Origin of the sequence: Streptosporangium sp. NBC_01755 (assembly GCF_035917995.1) — a bacterium.
Classification (GTDB): Bacteria; Actinomycetota; Actinomycetes; order Streptosporangiales; family Streptosporangiaceae; genus Streptosporangium.
In genome coordinates, this window is record NZ_CP109131.1 from 2,115,988 (window position 1) to 2,132,522 (window position 16,535).

Below are 16,535 nucleotides of genomic sequence, written 5' to 3' on the forward strand. Positions count from 1 at the left end.
GTCGATCTTGACCGTATCCGGTCACAATCTTCCCGCCACGCCCGTCGCCGGTGATGCGATGTCCTCATCATTAGCGGATGCCCGAAAACATGGCTTTCGCCATTGTTTCTCATGTATGCCGCCGCCCCTCACCAGGCGTGAACTGGGCTTTTAAGAAAACCGCTCCCAGGCGAACCGCGCGAGACGACCGAAGGTGATCACACCTTTCCTCTGCATCGTCGTTTTTATCTCATCACTCCACGACTATGCGTCATATCTCACTCACGTGTTCGATATCCCACCTCCCCAAACCTGACCATCGCGCTCTTTATTTGTTCCTTATGTAGATCTTGCGGACTTAAGTGATCTATATGTACTTTTTGATCGTTTGCTTGCACCTGATGCACTCTGAACCGTCAGCTCCGGTCTCGTCCGGTTTCCATGACGGGCTGGGGTAACGCGGGGACGCTCGTTCTCGCGCTGACGTGTTCGGAGGATGACGGCGTATGCGCCGGAGTTTGTCGTGGACGTTTTCCGCAGGCGTGCGTACCTGGGTGGCAGTGGCCGTCACCACGGTCGTGGCCCCAGGCCTGCTGCTGTTCCAAGCGCTTCCGGTAAGTGCTACGACACAATCGGTCGCGTTATTCCAGGGCGCCCCGGATACGCCTGACCAAATGACCGGCTCCGCGGCGGGGCTTGCGTCGCTGGTCGATTCCGCGGCGACCGCGACGGCGGTGAAGGTGAAGCCGCCCAAAGGGTCCGAGCGGGATCCCCGGCAGCGTAAGGGGGCACTGCCGATCGAGGAGCGCTCCATCGGGGATGCCGCCGAAGCAGCGGACAAGGCCGGTTCTTCCGCGGCGGCGGCGCGGAAGGCGCAGAGCACGAATGCTACGGCCAGTGTCATGCTGGCGGCGTCGGACGGCTGGTGTGACGACTATCCGACGTGGAGTTCGACCGCGAGCTACAGCTACCAGAATGTGGTCGACTACAGCACGGATCTGTGGCAGATCATCGGGTTCAGCGCACCGGTCGGCACGCCGCCTCCACTGGCCACCCATTCCTGGTTCAAGGTGGGGACCTGTTCCTTCCACCAGAATCCGACGGCCAATGTCGTGTACCCGTACGACGGGATGCTGATGGAGTCACGGACGCCAACGTTGCGGGGTGAGGGGCGCAGCAACGACACCTCCTCGGTCACGCTGATGGGCTTCACCTTCAAGGTGTGTGAGAACGCGGCGATGACGACCGGGTGCACCACCTCCGCGGTGGTGAACAACTACTGGTCGGGCGCGTGGAAGGTCCCGGCCGGCAAGCTGGCCTGGAGCAAGCAGTACTGGTGGAACGTCACCGTCACCGACACCTCCAACGGCCTGAAGACGACGTCGTCTGTGAGGACCTTCACCACCGGGGTGCGCCAGCCTGTGATCGGCTCGCAACTGGCCGCGCGGGGGTCAACGGCCAGGAGTTCCACCAGCTGCCGGGCAACTACACCACCGCGGCCACGGACCTGTCGGTGGCCACGGCCGGGCCGCCGCTGTCGGTGACGCGTTCCTACAACAGCATGGACCCGCGCACCGACGGGCTCTTCGGTGCCGGCTGGTCGACCCGCTGGGACATGAAGCTCATCCCCGAGGTGCGCGGGTCGCTGGTCTCGGTGCTGGTGACCTACCCCGACGGGCGCCAGGTGCGCTTCGCGGCCAACGGCGACGGCAGCTACCAGCCGCCGCCGGGCATGTACGCCACCCTGGCGGAGGTGACCGGCGGCGGCTGGCGGCTGATGGACAAATCCTCCACCTCCTACCTGTTCGACGCCCAAGGCCGGTTGACCAAGGTCACCGACGGACGCGGACGCACCCAGGACCTCGTCTACGGCACCGGCGGCAAGCTGGAGGAGGTCACCGCGACCGGCGGCCGGTCGTTGACGTTCGCCTGGACGGGCGCGCACGTCACCAGCGTCTCCAGCGACCCGGTGGACGGCTCCGCGATCACTTGGACCTACCACTACGAGGGCGACAAGCTGACCGCGGTATGTGCCCCCATCGCGGCGCCCAACTGCACCCGCTACACCTACGACAGCGGCTCACAGTACCGCGGCATCGTCCAGGACGCCGAACCGTACGGGTACTGGCGGCTGGGCGAGACCTCCGGGTGGGAGGCCGAGGACCTAGGCTCGGGCGCGGGCAGCGCCGAGTACAGCCAGATCGCGGCCTACGCCAAGCCCGGCGCGCTGGCGGGCACTCCGGATACGGCGGTGGAGTTCAGCACCTCCAGGGTGGATCTGCCTCAGTATGCTCTGGCGCATCTGGGCGATCAGGTGTCGATAGAGCTGTGGTTCAAGACCACCCAGTCGGGCGTGCTGATGGCCGCCACAGATGCTTACGGCTCCGTGCCGCAGGGTCCGATGCTGTATGTCGGCACAGACGGAAAGCTGCGCGGTGCGTTCAAAATGGTCAGCTCCCCCATGGCCTCCACCGCCGCGGTCAACGACAACGCCTGGCACCACGTGGTGCTGACGGTCGCCGGGGATGCCCAGGTGCTGTATCTGGACGGTACGCAGATCGGCACGATGACCGGCTCGGCCAACCCCTGGCGCCCGTACGCCGCGGTCGGCAACGGGATCGTCACTCAGGGATCGGCTCCAGGGCTGCCGACCGGGACCGGCTCCCAGGAGTTCCCGTTCAAGGGACTGGTCGACGAGGTCGCCGTCTACGGTAAGCCGCTTACCGCGGCCGAGGTGGCTTTGCACCATGCGGCGCGCGCCGAGGCCCCGCACAAGCTGACGAAGATCGAGCTGCCGTCCGGGCGGGTGTGGGCGACCAACACCTACGACACCGGCAGCGAACGCATCACCACCCACGTCGACCAGCACGGCGGCACCTGGAATCTCGGCGCTCCCGCCCATACCTGGAGCACCGGCACCTCGACGGTCACCGTGACCGACCCCAACAACAACACCCTCGGCTACGCCTACGACGCCTGGCGCGGTAACCGCCTGGTCAGCCGGACCGACCAGCTCGGTAAGATCACCGCCTACGAGTACGACACCGGCGGCTTCCCCACAAAGGTCACCGATCCCAACGGCGTCGTCACCGAGCAGGTCAACGACGCCCGCGGCAACGTCACCGCCGTCAAGACCTGCCGGGCAACAGGAAGCTGCCAGACCGGCCGCCAGACGTTCTACCACAACACCGCCGACGAGTTCGATCCGCGCAACGACCAGGTGACCATCAGCCGCGACGCCCGCTCGGCCGGCGCCACCGACAACACCTACGCCGCCACGACCGAGTACACCACTCTTGGTGACGTGGCGAAGGTGACGACCCCGGCCACCTCGGACTTCCCCAGTGGCCGCTCGGCGACCTTCACCTACACCGACGGCACCGAACCCGCCGTCGGCGGCGGCACCACCCCGGCGGGCCTGCGCAAGTCGGCCAAGGATTCCAAGGACAACGAGACGACCTACCGCTACACCGCCGCCGGTGACCTGGCCGAGCAGACCAGCCCCTCGGGGCTGAAGACCCAGCTCGCCTACGACGCGCTGGGCCGGGTGACCTCCAGCACCCAGGTGTCGGAGGCCCACCCCAGCGGGGTCACCACGACGTTCACCTACGACAACCTCGGGCGCCTGCTCACCCGGACCGAGCCCGGGGTGAAGAACGAGATCACCGACGTCACCCACACCGCAAAGACCACGCTGACCTACGACGCCGACGGCAACAGACTCACCGAGACCGTGGCCGACCTGACCGGTGGCGATCCCGCCCGTACGACCACCTACACCTACGACGCCAAGGGCCGGGTGGAGACGGTCACCGATCCGGAGGGCGGCGTGGTGCGCTCGGCCTGGGACGTCACCGGCGCCCAGACCTCGACTACCGACCCCCTGGGCACCGTCCTCACCTACGCCTACACCAAGCGCGGCGAGCCGGCCTCTACAACAATCAAGAACTGGACCGGCAGCCCGGTCAGCCCACAGGCCCCACAGGATGTGGTGCTGGAATCCCGCTCCTACGACCCCGCCGGGCGGCTGGCCGGTCAGGTCGACGCGATGGGCCGCAAGAGGGCCTACACCTACTTCACCGACAACCGCCTGTCGCAGGTGATCGGTGACGACGTCAGGTTGAACGGCTCCACCACCCCGGCCGACGTGGTACTGGAGGCCAACACCTACGACGCGGCCGGTAATCTCACCAAGCAGGTCACCGGCGGCGGGAAGGCGACCACCGACTACATCTACGACGCCGCCGGCCGTGTCACCTCCACCACGTTCGACCCGGCCGGCCTCGGGCGCAAGACCGCTTTCGAGTACGACGCGGTCGGAAACGTCACCAAGCAGACCTTCACCGGCGCGGGCACCACCCGGACCGAGTCCACGGTTTACGTCTACAACGCGCTGAACCTGGTGACCCGGCAGACCGTGGAGAACGGCGCCGACGACCTGGTCTCCACCAGCACCTATGACGACCGCGGTCTACTGACCGCGACCGTCGACCCGCGCGGCAACGCCTCCGGCGCCACCGCCGCCGACTTCACCACCACGATGCGCTACGACCTCGCCGGTCAACTGGTGGAGTCGAAGGCCCCGCAAGTGAAGATCGAAAAGAACGGGTCCGCCGCCGACGGGCGGCCCACGCTGAAGTACGGCTACAACAGTGCCGGGCTGGCGACCCACACGGTCGACGCCGAAGGCCGTACGATCACCTCGACTTTCGACAAGGCCGGACGCCTCACCTCAACGATCGCCCCGTCCTACACCCCGCCGGGTGGCAGCGCCGTCATCCCCAAGGTCAGCTTCGGCTACGACGCGGCGGGCCGCCAGACCACGGTGACCGACCCACGCAATTACGTCACCTCCACCGTCTACGACGCGCTGGGACGCCCGGCCAAGGTGACCGACCCCGGCCCTTCCGGACCGGGTGGCGTCTGGCTGGCGGAGTACGACCTGCTGGGTGAGCAGCTCGCGGTCATCGACCCCACCGGTGCGCGCGTCGAGGCCACCTACGACGATCTGGGCCGAAAGATCACCAGCACGCAGGTCGAGCGCACCCCCACCACTGCGGCGCATACCACCAGGCTGACCTACGACACCGCGGGCAACCTCACCAAAAGCGTCGCCCCCGGCCCCAAGACCACTGACTACACGGTCAACGCCGCCGGACAGGTCACAGCCGTGACCGACCCGCTCATCCACACCTCCACCGTCGCCTACGACTTCCTTGGCCGAACCGCCAAAGTGACCGACCCGCTGGGCAACGCCACCGAGGCTGAATATGACCTGGCCGGACGACAGATCGCCGCCAAGGACCTCAACAGCACCGGGACCACCATTCGCACCTTCGGCTTCGGTTACGACCTGGCCAGCAACCCGACCAGTACCACCTCCGCCGAAGGGCACGTCACCCGTCGCACCTTCGATGCCACGGACCAGATGACCTCGCTCATCGAGCCGGTCACCACCGGCACGTCGATCACGACGACGTTCGGCTACGACGCCACCGGCGCGCGCACCCGCACCACCGACGGCCGAGGCAACGCGACCTGGACCGGCTACAACACCCTCGGCCTAGCCGAGTCAATCATCGAACCATCCACCGCCGCCCACCCCAATGCCGCCGACCGGACCTGGACCAACGTCTACGACGCCTCCGGCAACACCGTCGCCACCCTGCAGCCCGGCGGAGTACGCATCGACCGCACCTTCGACCCCCTGGGCCAGGTGATCGAACAGAGCGGCAGCGGTGCCTCGGTGACCACCCCGACGCGAAACTTCACCTACGACGCCGCAGGCCGCATCACCGCGATCGGTGACTACACCCTCGAATACAACGACCGCAGCCTGCTGACCAAGGTCTCCAAGGCCACCAACCAGGTCGCCACCTACACCTACGACGCCGTGGGCAACCCTACCCAGCGCGTCGACCCGGCGGGGACGGCGAACTACACCTGGGACAACGCCGACCGGCTCAAGACCGCGAGCGACCCGGTCACCGGGCGGACCTGGACCTACGGCTACGACAACGCCGACCGACTCACCAGCAAGACTTCTGCGAGCCCGGTCAACACCCAGAGCTACGTCTACGACACCGTCGACCGCCTTACCTCCCACAGCCTGAAGAACAGCTCCGGCACCGAGCTGTCGAAGATCGTCTATGGGTGGGACAAGGACGACAATCTCACCACCAAGACCACCACCGGCACCGCGGGAGCGGGCACCAACACCTACGACTACGACCACGCCGGACGCCTCACCTCCTGGACCGCCCCCGGCGGCGCCGTCACCGCCTACACGTGGGACGACTCGGGCAACCGCACCACAGCCGGCGCCAAGACCTTCACCTATGACGAGCGCAACCGGCTCATCTCCGGCGGCGGCACCGACTACACCTACACCCCGCGCGGCACCACCGCCACCGAGACCAAAGCCGGCGTCACCCGCGACCTCACCTTCGACGCCTTCGACCGCCTCATCTCCGACGGCGACGCCACCTACGGCTACGACGCCCTGGGGCGGATGACCTCGCGTACCAAGGGTGCCGATCAGCGACGCTTCGTCTATTCCGGCCTGGAAAACGACATCACCACCGTCGCCGACGGCGCCAACACCACCCTGGCCAAGTACGGCCGCGACCCCTTCGGCGGCCTGCTCAGCCTCCAGGAAGGGGGCACAGCCGCTCTCGGGACCATGACCGACCTGCACGACGACCTGGTCGCCACCTTCTCCGGCACCGCCCTGGTCGACTCGACCGCCTACGACCCCTTCGGCGAGGTCACCCACCGCGCCGGCACCCAGCGCGCCCTCGGCTACCAGGGCGAGTACACCGACCCGGACACCGGCAAGGTGAACATGCACGCCCGCTGGTACCAGCCCGGCACCGGCGCCTTCACCTCCCGCGACGACTGGACACTTGACCCTCAACCATCAATTCAGGCCAATCGTTACACCTATGGCAACGGTAATCCGATGGTTAATAGTGACCCTTCGGGCCATTGGAACGCTATGGATACTAGCGGAGGGAGAGGAACTTACTCGCCTCCCAGGCCTGCTACTAAGTCACCTCCCAAATCTTCCCTCGGCTCTAAAGTTATGGGGGCAATAGGCCGAGGGCTTGCCAAAAGAGTCGGACAGTATATGTTTATCGGCGGCATAGTTTACTATTCGATAAACGGAAAGCCGCTAACACTCAACAATACAAATACAAAGCTCCAGCCCAACACTAGGCCCTGGAATCCTCCGAGGCCAACAAGACCTCCCCTTACACGAGTCAAACAAACCACCACAACCGGTGGCAGTTCCGGACCCTGCACGACTTGCAAATCTACCAACTCCACACCAAAACCCCCGAATTCCCAAAAACCCCCGACCCCTAAGAAGCCTGAGCCGTACAAACCCGACTTTGATCCGAACAGTAAGGAATTCAAAAACGATCCGAACAACGGAACAGAAGATCGCGGTCCGGGATCAGGCCGAACTCCGCGCGAGTGGCAACAATACCTATGCACTCTGGGACCTTGCAGAAGTTATGGCGGCCATGTCGGCATTGAAATCAATGGCGCTACCGGCGGCGGTGCCGGCGGGGGAATTTCATGCGAGGACTGGAATCCAGGAAACTGCGGAAGAGACGCTTGCAGCGAATCCATCGGCTTTTTGTTCTCCACTTCGGTGTCCGGATGTGTGCCCAGTTCCGGCAACGATCTAGGTAACGGCACAGCTCGCCCACGTAACTTCCCCGTCCCCGATACCGGCATCGATCCCGACCGGTACCCCGACGCCCCGCCACCCCCGCCGGTGTCCTGCTCACCCTCCGGCTTCAACAGCTTCGTCCCGGGCACCAAGGTCCTGATGGCCGACGGCACCACCAAGCCGATCGAAGACATCAAGGTAGGCGACTGGGTGGTAGCCGCCGACGCGGCAACAGGACTGACCGCCGCCAGGCGCGTCAGCCACCTGATCACCGGCGACGGTGAAAAACACCTCGTCCGCATCACCGTCACTCCGGACAGAACGACCGGCAAATCCGGAACATTGATCGCCACAGATGGCCACCCGTTCTGGGTCCCCGACCTCCGCAAGTGGGTCAAGGCCGGCGAACTCCAGCCCGGCATGCTCCTACGAACCAGCGCCGGCACCTACGTCCTACTCACCGCCATCAAGAAGTGGACCGCCCCCCAACGCGTCCACAACCTCACCGTCGATGGCTTGCACACCTATCATGTCCTCGCAGGCGACCAAGCCATCCTGGTCCACAATGATAGGCGGCCAAGCCCCTGGGATTTTGTTGATGGCCCCCGCCCCGATAGGGGACAGACAGCACTGTACGTTCTGTGGGATACACATAATAACGAAATCCTAAAATGGGGAATCCACACAAACAACAACCCAAATTATTCGAGATATCCAGCAAAGGATTACATTCGAAATCGAATGCGCATGCAGATCATAAATAATTACGACACGAAGGAGGAAGCGCTCGCCGCAGAGCGTTATCTTACGAAACGTGTTCCAGGACCTTTTAATCTCGAGGATCATGCAGGTGTCATTTCGACGGACATGTCATGGGAGGGAGCCCTCGATGACGTCCGTAGAGGTGCCTGTGATTAGATGGAATCATGACACAAGAGCAAATGGATAAGTTCTGGGCTCTTATTAAGAGAGTTCGAAGTCAAAGCACAGATGAGAGCATGGCTCAGGTGCTAGCATCTGAGCTAGCTCGGCTACCTATCCCGCGAATAGTAGAGTTCCATTGTTCCATGCTTCGGGTCGCACGCGTTGCCCTAACCTGGGATCTGTGGGGGGCGGCTACAATGATACACGGAGGTTCGTGCTCCCAAGACGAGTTCTGCTACTTCCGACTCTGGATAATTGCGCAAGGTAATGAAGTGTTCTCCCGTGCCGTAAATAATCCAGACACACTGGCTAATCACTCAAAAATAATCAACCTTTCTGGAAAGAGGGTCGGCTCTAGAGCCGATAGCGACTTCCCGCAAATGGAAGAGCTTATGTATGCCGCCGAACAGGCATTTGATCATATCGTGAATAAGTTCCCCCCGAAGCGTGCGGCTCAAATAAAGTTCCCGGAGGAACTTGAAGAGAGGCCCGATGAAGTTCCCCCAGGGCAACGATGGAACTTTAGCAATAAAGGCGAGATAGGGCGACGCTTTCCACTGCTAACACGACTGTTCTCGATGGAGATACAATAGAATCTCCATATCGGCCTCGCGTTCGTTAAGCAGAATTAATAGCGAATCAAATTTCAGTCAGCACTATAACATGAAAAGCTTCATCGATTTCGACCGGCGAGAACCTATTAATTCATTTAGGGACCCCGGTAGCAATTGCGTAAAATCCAACGAATGCGCCCCCGAGCTGCTCTAATGTGTCAGTTGGTAAATACGGCGGCCGGAGTGAGTATGCCGCTGACCTTGCCCGAGTGCTCCACGTCGACGCTGATTAGCGATATCCGTTAAATTTTCGCCAATTACTACCGAGACCTCTTACGGTGGCCGATGAGCTGGACAGGTACCCGTCGCAAGCTCACCAGGAGTAAGCATTCATCAGGGCTGTGACGTTGTGTGATGCTGGCTGGTCAGTCGGCCAGAGCGATCGGGGGCATCCAGAGGTCGCCGGTGAAGGCCGGCGGATGGCGTCGAAGGCGCTCAATCCATGCTTGCGGGCCGAGTCGAGGTAGGAGCGGACGGTCAGCCAGGCGGCGGCGCCGGTCTCGGACTGGTGGCAGCCGGAGATCTTCACCTGGGTCTTGACCGGGCGGAGCGCGCGTTCGCCGGTGTTGTTGGTGAAGGGCACCAGGCCGGGCAGGTCGGCGAAGCGCAGCACGTCGGTGCCGCGGTCGCGCAGGCGCTCCAGCAAGTTGCGGGTCGGGCTCTGTTTACGACCTGGTGCTCGTGGGTGCAGGGACAGCCCGACGGCGACCCCTTGATGGAAGGACTCCAGGTAGACCAGCGCGCGCTCCGGCGGGATGTCGCTCAAGCCCTGCTCGCGCGCTTTCCTGGCCTGCTTGTTCAACTCCGCCAGGGCCCAGCGGACTTGCACCGGCCAGCGCTGGGCAGGGTGATCCTCGGCCGCGGCCGTCAACTCCCGCACCAGGTGGGCACCGCAGAGCTGGTGCCGGGCATCGGGGTATCCGTCATACAGAGCGAGGCAGTCGTGGACCACCACACCGCGAAAGTCGGGCAGCACGCCCAGCGCGTTGGCACCCTGCCGGGAGCGTGGCCCCAGCTTGAGCAGGGTCAGCCTTTCGGTACAGGCCACATGCAGCCACCTGCGGCCGCTGCCGATTCGGGTAGTGGTCTCATCGGCGTGCAGCACGTGCCCCAGCGTCAGCAGCGCCCGGATCAGTTTCAGACTGTCGGCCACCAAGGTGGCTGCCTGGCCCAGCACGCTCGACACCCATCCGGTCGAGACGTTCGCGCCGGTTACATCGGCGATCAGCTGAGCACAGCGTTGGACCGGGATGTGCTGGAAGACCAGCAAGTAGACCGCCAACGCTCGCAGGTGCGGCCCGTAGGAGACGGGCGCGCCGGGCACCTGCTCCGGCATCGCCGCCCTGCTCGTCGTGCCGCACGCGCATCGGCATCTGTGTGCCCGGTGCTCGGTGACGGTCGCCGTGACCAGGGGAATGTCCCACACCTGGCGGCGTTCGAAGCCCGTGCTGTCGGCCAGGCTCAGCCCGGACCCGCATCCATCGCACCGCACGGGCAGGTGATCATCCACCGTGTCCGGGCATTCGATCAGCGCCAACCCGCCACCGGATGATCCCGGCTGGCCGCCGCGTCGCCGTCCGCTCTTGGGCACCGGCTTCTTCTCCGGCCGGGTGAACGTGTCGGCCGAGGGCGGCAGCGAGGAGTTGCCCGAGTTGCGGCCCAGCCTCGTTCCAGCTCGGCCACCCGAGCCGTTAACCGCTCGTTCTCGGCTCGCAAGTCGGCGATGAGCCGCGCCTGCTCCACGACCAGGGCGGCAAGCTCGTCATACGACGGACGCCCATCCCCAGCCTGCACCCGAAGATCATCCCACGGCCAGCAGACCGCTTTCACCTCGTACTCGATCTTGAACCTGTTGAATGCTTACCACCAGGAGCACGCGCTGTACAACCTCAAGGCCTCTTATGTGACTGACCTGATACCGTCGACGCCAGGCCGGGAGGTTGGCCGCCGTCGGCCCCCGAGGGAGCAGCAGTTCAGGCGATCAGGCAGAAGCCCTCGGCGATCAGGTCCTGCTCCCGGAGTCGGGTGAAATCCACGTCCAGCTTCGGGCTATATCTCTCTTTGCCAGCGCTGGACGTACGACAAGGGGTCTACGCACCCCCTGAGCGGTCTCCCGGTGTCCGGCATCGGCAGGGCGCCATCACCAGCGTGCGGGTGGTCTTGTCCAGATGAGCCACCGTCTTCGATCCCAGGAAGGCGGCGACCGCGGAGTCCGACCAGGTGCGGTGCTCCCAGGCCGGTGGCGGCTTGGCGGGCCGTAGGGGGATTCGGCGGGCTCGTGCTCGACGCCGACCCAGCCCCGGCCGTGGCATAACGGACAGGCGATACGCAGGCGGCTCAGACGCCGGCCTCCTTCTCCCTCGCATTCGGGTCAGGTGATCGGGTCGGTCATTGCCGTCCCGTCCCAGCGCACGAGGTGCAGGGCACCCAGACGCTCTGCTTCATGCTGCTGCCGTTACGGTCGATCCACCCCCGTTCGACGATCAGGGCCGGGCCGTCTGCGCCCGGGCGGCGCCACTGCACGCTCACCGAGCGGTCGGGGTGGGTCGCGGTGATGATACCGCGGTAGCCATTGAGCACGTCCGCACGCCGTGTTTGGAAGGAAGTTAATTAGGCCGTTAGTCAGCAGCCCAGGTTGTCGAATCCTCCGCTTTTGATACCGCGGATGAATGACCGCCACTCGCTGCTCGCGAAACACAGCACAGGCCCATTCGGGTCCTTACTGTCTCGTATGGCGCGGCCTCCACCTGGAAGATCTGCCGCCTCTATACAGTTGTCCTGTTGAGCACTTTTACTGCTCTTGTGCCAAGTGAGCTCAGGGGAGATTTGATCCACGGTTGTCGCCTCTACGTCGGAGTCATGCTGTCGGCTTCAGACCGCTTCTATCGTTGATTGGTAAAGGTCCTCGAATCTTCGGACCGCTGCGGTGTCCGCGAAAGGGCGGAGGCGGGAGCGGATGAGCTCTATGCGGTCGGTGACGCGGGCTGAGTTGACCTTGACCGCCAGGTTCAACGACTTCGAGGCTGCCGCTGTGGCCTGCTCGATCTCGCGGGCCTGGGCGTAGGCATCGGCGAGCCAGCTCAGGTAGAGGGAGATTTCCCGCGCGCGCGTGGCGTCGTAGCTGTCGATGCCCTGGGTGAGGAACGGTTCTGCCTTGAGCGGGCGGCCGAGTTCGGTGAAGCACCGGCCGGCCATCACGTCGACCTCGCCCCGGTCCAGCCAGTAGACCCACTTCGGGTCCTCATCGCCCTCTTGGTGTTGCTCGAACACCTGATCAACCTCGCCAAGCGCCCGTTCGGTGATCGCCGAGTCACCCGCCTTGGCGTGCGCCCAGGCCACTCGTTCCAGCAGCAGGGCACGGGTGAGCGGGGTGCTTGATCGCTCGGCGCCCTTGACCGCCGTACGGGCCATCATGGCCGCCTCTCGGGGATCACCCACGTTGGCCATCTGATAGCTCAACGAGGACAGCAGATTGGCCGCCGTCGGCCCATCTCCGGCGACATGCGCGGCTTGGATGCCTTTGACGTAGTAAGTCCGAGCGCGACCGTACAGTCCAGCGTCAGAGGTCACCCATCCCGCGAGCTGGCAGAGCTCTCCCACAGCCTTCAGGAGTCGGCGGCCCACGTCCTCGCTGTAGGCGGCCTCCCTGGCGACCGTGGCGGTGGCCTCCAACTCCTGGGAGACGAGCGCGTGCAGGTCCGTGCCGCCCACGTAGTCATCGAGGTGCCGCAAATGGTCGACCCGGGTCTCGATCTTGTCGATCAGTGAATGACCGATACGACGTCCTGACCGGATCTCATGGAGCTGCGGCGGCTCCACGATCAGCCACTCGTGGGCGACGCGAAGCGCGGACTCCTCCGACATGGCCTCGCTCTCGGCGACCAGCCCGGCGGCCATCGCCTTGTTGCTCTCTCGCGTCCAGCCGTCACTGAACAGCGTCAGGCGATCGCCGTTCATGCTCGGCGGGGTGACGCCCAATCGCTTGGCACGGGACAGCACGACCGCCTGGTCCAGCACGGCCAGCGGGAGGTCCAGCACGATGCTTAACCACGGCAGCCAGGCCAAGGGCAACCGCCTGCCGCGTTCCCAGCGGGAGACCTCGTTACGAGTGATCGTGGACTGTCCGGACACCCGGGCGAGCCGGTCGGCGAGGCTCGCCTGCGTAAGGCCCTTGGCCTGCCGGGACTGCTTGATCAGTTCCTCAATCGTCAGACCCTCCACGCCCTGGCTCCTTTCGCTCACCATCTGTAGGCCAGGAAGCGGCCCCCTCGCGACTGATCTGGCCTTCAAGGCGGCCCCTCGGCGCAGGCCCCCACGAGGCTCCTTTCATCGTCACTCACCTGCGCTTCTCTTGAAAGGAAATTACACAGAGTTACTCAATCTCACTGGGAGAAGATATGCCGGGCGACCCCCCACTGGTGATCACCATGGATCCGTGCCAGGCCGCCGAGCTTCCGCAACACACGTCGCGGGACGACGGATACGACCGGGCGCCGCGTGCGCTGGCGTTGCGGTTTACCGGGTGGTGCCTCTGGTACGGCAAGGCCACCGGACACTGGTGGGCGCTCTCCCCCGTCTGGTGCAGGCAGCGCATCGGCCTGATCGAGGCCGACACCCCCGCCGAACTGGCCGCCCAGATGCAGCACATCGAGAACTTCCACCCCCACCTCGCCCCCGACCAGCCCAACCGCCCCCTCTCAACGAAAGAAGCCCCGCACCCCGGGGGCAGCACGGACGTCAAGGTCGCCGGGAATCCCGAGCACAACGGGATCGCGAGCACGGGAGGTGACCGAGATGGCAACGCGCCTGCTGTCCGCACTCGTCGGCGTACTCGCTGACCGCTTCCGTACACCAGCCGACAGCGCCATGCGGTCACCGCACCTGGGCCGAATCCCCGGCTGGTCAGCGCCTCTGGGCCACACGCCCGTCATCTCCCAACGGTTCGCGGCCACCCCCGACCAGGTCAGACCCGCACGCGTCTTCGTCGCCGAACTCCTCGGCGACGACCACCCGCTCCGCGACGACGCCGTACTCCTCACCAGCGAACTCGCCACCAACGCCGTCGAGCACTCCAGCGGACCGCTCGATGCCCGACCGGCCGACACCGGACCGCGCGACGCGGAACCGGTCGCCCGGCCCCGGGAGTTCGTCGTCACAGTGGCCTTCCTCCCCCACGGCGTACTGATCACCGTCCAGGACCCCGGCGTCTCGGAGGTCCCCTGTACGAGGAAGCCCGGCCTGAACGCCACCGGCGGCCGAGGACTCATGCTCGTCAACGACCTCGCCACCCGCTGGGGATTTCACCGCGACTTCACCGGAACCGTCATCTGGTTCGAACTCGGCTCATTCGGCCTGGCCGAATGAGCGGTGACAAAAGATCGGACCGACAAGACGCCTGTCAGCATTGGCGGTTTTAAGGAGCGTGAAGTGATGTTCTTCGATCCCGTACCGACGGAACAGGAACCCATCGCCCGACCTGAGCTCCCGCCATGGTCCGCGCCGCCCTCGCAGGAGATCGGAGCGGTGCTCGCGGTCGAGCGGGTGGTGGCCCGGAGTGCGAACGTCGTGGTGCTCCTGCCGACGATCCGGGTCTTCAGCACCGGCTGCATGCTGGATGTGGAGGTCGTGTCCAAGCAGGGTGACCTGTCCGCCGAGGACTGGTGGTACGTGCAGCTGGCCGGGGCCCCGATCGCCCAGGCGTTCGGGCGCGGCAGCCGACCGGACTCGCTGTTGCGGCTGGGCGTGCGGTTCGCCGACGGCACGAAGGTCACCACCCTCGAATGGGCACGAAGCCCAAAGAGCGCCTCCGGCGATCCGCCGGCCGGGCCTCTGCTGTCCTGGCTTCCGATGGGCAGCGGCATGCGCGGCGGCGAGTTCGGATTCAACAGCTTCGGGCTGTGGCTGTGGCCGTTGCCCCCGGCCGAGAACTTCGAGTTCGCCGTGGAGTGGCCGCTGGGCGGCGTCGAGCTGACGACCGTCGAACTCGACGGCACGGCCATCGTCTCCGCCTCCGTCCGCTCGGCGCACTACTGGTCGGACTCCAACGGGTAGAGCCGTTCACCTGAGCGAGGGGGAGCGGGTTACGCGGTGTGAGTGTCGGTGCCGCGCTTCGTCTACGGCCTTCTCTCCGCCGGAGTCCGCGACGATGTCCGCGCGGATGTCGCTCCAGCTGGGAAAGCCTGAAGCGCGCATTTGCCGCAGCAGTATTCGTGAGTCTCACGGCATGTTGGTCGCGTCAGGTGCTCTCGATCGGATCGGAGACCTGCCCGCCGTTCTCCTCGTGCGAGGCCTTATGTTGTGAGGTCGGCACCACGATCTGTTCGGTGTCCTTGTTACGAGTCACCCAGAGGTAGACCAGCGCGCCGATGAACAGCACGATCGAAGTCCACTGGTTGATCCGCAGCCCCAGGAGCGTCACCGCGTGGTCCACCCCACCGACCGGGTCGATCCGCAACCCCTCGATCCAGAACCGTCCGAACGTGTAGCCGACGACGTAGAGGGCGAAAAGGCGGCCGTGGCGCAGCGTGAATCGCCTGCCGGCCAGGATCAGTCCGAAACCGAGCGCCGCGTCCCACAGCGACTCGTACAGGAACGTCGGATGGTAGAGCACGCCTGGCTCGCCGCCGTGCGCCTGGTCGATCTCCAGGCCCCACGGCAACGTGGTTGGACTACCGTACAGCTCCTGGTTGAACCAGTTGCCCCAGCGGGCGATCGCCTGCCCGAACGCGATGCCGGGCGCGACCGTGTCGGCCACGGCGCCCAGGGACAGCCCCCGGCGGCGGCAGGCCAGCCACACGCCCAGGCCTCCCAGGGCGACCGCACCCCAGATGCTGAGCCCGCCTTCCCAAACGAACAGCGCCTGGTAGGGCTCCTTGATCGCGCGCGGGCCGAAGTAGGTCTGCCAGTCGGTGATGACATGGTAGAGGCGAGCCCCGATCAGGCCGAAGATCACTGCGGGGACCGCGATGTCGCCGATCGTGCCCTTCTCGCCGCCGCGAGCGCGCCAGCGGCGCTCGCTCAGCCAGATGCCGAAGCCGATCGCGATGATGAAGCACAATGCGTAGGCCCGGATCGGGATGAATCCGAGATGCCAGACCCCTTCGGAAGGACTGGGAATCGAGGCGAGAGGCATGCCGGTGAGGCTAGCCAACGCGAGGCCACTTGGCCGCCTTCGTGACCTGATCGCGAACCTTCTGCGACGTGACGCGGCGTAGCCGAACCGGTGCGGCATCCGATGGCCGTTCGGTTGCTGCTCAACCCCCGCCGCCGCCCAGCGAGGCGAGATCGCCGATGCTCAGGTGGGCGTTCAGGTCGAGGCGTACCTCGCCTCACCGTAG

General features: G+C 65.0%; 11 protein-coding genes. 6 read left to right on the forward strand and 5 right to left on the reverse strand.

Annotated features, from left to right (window positions below):
- Window positions 1-485 precede the first annotated feature (485 nt).
- From OG884_RS09595 to OG884_RS37450, 3 genes are read left to right on the forward strand one after another with little or no spacing between them, the layout of a single operon-like run.
- Window positions 486-1,523 carry a hypothetical protein gene (locus OG884_RS09595; protein ID WP_326644218.1) on the forward strand — a complete coding sequence of 346 codons (1,038 nt, stop codon included), beginning with the start codon at window positions 486-488 and terminating at the stop codon, window positions 1,521-1,523.
- Window positions 1,493-8,578, forward strand: coding sequence for a polymorphic toxin-type HINT domain-containing protein (locus tag OG884_RS09600; RefSeq protein ID WP_326644220.1), 7,086 nt, complete (start codon window positions 1,493-1,495; stop codon window positions 8,576-8,578). Before OG884_RS09595 ends, OG884_RS09600 begins: the two co-directional genes overlap by 31 nt.
- 23 nt (window positions 8,579-8,601) lie before the next feature.
- On the forward strand, window positions 8,602-9,177 hold the full coding sequence (locus tag OG884_RS37450; RefSeq protein WP_442811659.1) for a DUF4240 domain-containing protein: 576 nt from the start codon (window positions 8,602-8,604) through the stop codon (window positions 9,175-9,177).
- A 334-nt stretch (window positions 9,178-9,511) separates the two neighbouring features.
- On the opposite strand, the gene tnpC is transcribed toward OG884_RS37450, so the two are convergent.
- The 4 genes from tnpC to OG884_RS09620 form a co-directional block, all read right to left on the reverse strand.
- Window positions 9,512-10,861, reverse strand: a complete 1,350-nt coding sequence (gene tnpC, locus OG884_RS09605; RefSeq protein WP_326646887.1) for an IS66 family transposase — start codon at window positions 10,859-10,861, stop codon at window positions 9,512-9,514.
- A 725-nt stretch (window positions 10,862-11,586) separates the two neighbouring features.
- Window positions 11,587-11,778, reverse strand: coding sequence for a hypothetical protein (locus tag OG884_RS09610; protein ID WP_326644222.1), 192 nt, complete (start codon window positions 11,776-11,778; stop codon window positions 11,587-11,589).
- Window positions 11,779-11,820: 42 nt separating this feature from the next.
- Window positions 11,821-12,033 carry a DUF397 domain-containing protein gene (locus OG884_RS09615; RefSeq protein ID WP_326644224.1) on the reverse strand — a complete coding sequence of 71 codons (213 nt, stop codon included), beginning with the start codon at window positions 12,031-12,033 and terminating at the stop codon, window positions 11,821-11,823.
- Between the two features lie 36 nt (window positions 12,034-12,069).
- On the reverse strand, window positions 12,070-13,419 hold the full coding sequence (locus OG884_RS09620; RefSeq protein WP_326644225.1) for a helix-turn-helix domain-containing protein: 1,350 nt from the start codon (window positions 13,417-13,419) through the stop codon (window positions 12,070-12,072).
- 176 nt (window positions 13,420-13,595) lie between these two features.
- Here OG884_RS09620 and OG884_RS09625 point away from each other — a divergent pair, with 176 nt between their 5' ends.
- The 3 genes from OG884_RS09625 to OG884_RS09635 all read left to right on the forward strand — a co-directional run bounded on the left by OG884_RS09625 (window position 13,596) and on the right by OG884_RS09635 (window position 15,249).
- Entirely contained in the window at window positions 13,596-14,036 is a 441-nt protein-coding gene (locus OG884_RS09625; protein WP_326644227.1) for a hypothetical protein, read from the forward strand.
- Window positions 13,993-14,562 carry an ATP-binding protein gene (locus tag OG884_RS09630; RefSeq protein ID WP_326644229.1) on the forward strand — a complete coding sequence of 190 codons (570 nt, stop codon included), beginning with the start codon at window positions 13,993-13,995 and terminating at the stop codon, window positions 14,560-14,562. The genes OG884_RS09625 and OG884_RS09630 overlap by 44 nt, the downstream gene beginning before the upstream one ends.
- Window positions 14,563-14,628: 66 nt before the next feature.
- Window positions 14,629-15,249 carry a hypothetical protein gene (locus OG884_RS09635; protein WP_326644231.1) on the forward strand — a complete coding sequence of 207 codons (621 nt, stop codon included), beginning with the start codon at window positions 14,629-14,631 and terminating at the stop codon, window positions 15,247-15,249.
- A 184-nt stretch (window positions 15,250-15,433) separates the two neighbouring features.
- Here OG884_RS09635 and lgt read toward each other — a convergent pair whose 3' ends face one another.
- Complete coding sequence (lgt, locus tag OG884_RS09640) at window positions 15,434-16,330, reverse strand: prolipoprotein diacylglyceryl transferase (RefSeq protein WP_326644233.1); 897 nt, start codon at window positions 16,328-16,330, stop codon at window positions 15,434-15,436.
- Window positions 16,331-16,535: the final 205 nt, after the last annotated feature.

Coding starts and splice junctions, on each gene's coding strand:
- OG884_RS09595 (WP_326644218.1), top strand. CDS start 486: ATGCGCCGGAGTTTGTCGTGGACGTTTTCCGCAGGCGTGCGTACCTGG.
- OG884_RS37450 (WP_442811659.1), top strand. CDS start 8,602: ATGGATAAGTTCTGGGCTCTTATTAAGAGAGTTCGAAGTCAAAGCACA.
- OG884_RS09625 (WP_326644227.1), top strand. CDS start 13,596: ATGCCGGGCGACCCCCCACTGGTGATCACCATGGATCCGTGCCAGGCC.
- OG884_RS09630 (WP_326644229.1), top strand. CDS start 13,993: ATGGCAACGCGCCTGCTGTCCGCACTCGTCGGCGTACTCGCTGACCGC.
- OG884_RS09635 (WP_326644231.1), top strand. CDS start 14,629: ATGTTCTTCGATCCCGTACCGACGGAACAGGAACCCATCGCCCGACCT.
- lgt (WP_326644233.1), bottom strand. CDS start 16,330: ATGCCTCTCGCCTCGATTCCCAGTCCTTCCGAAGGGGTCTGGCATCTC.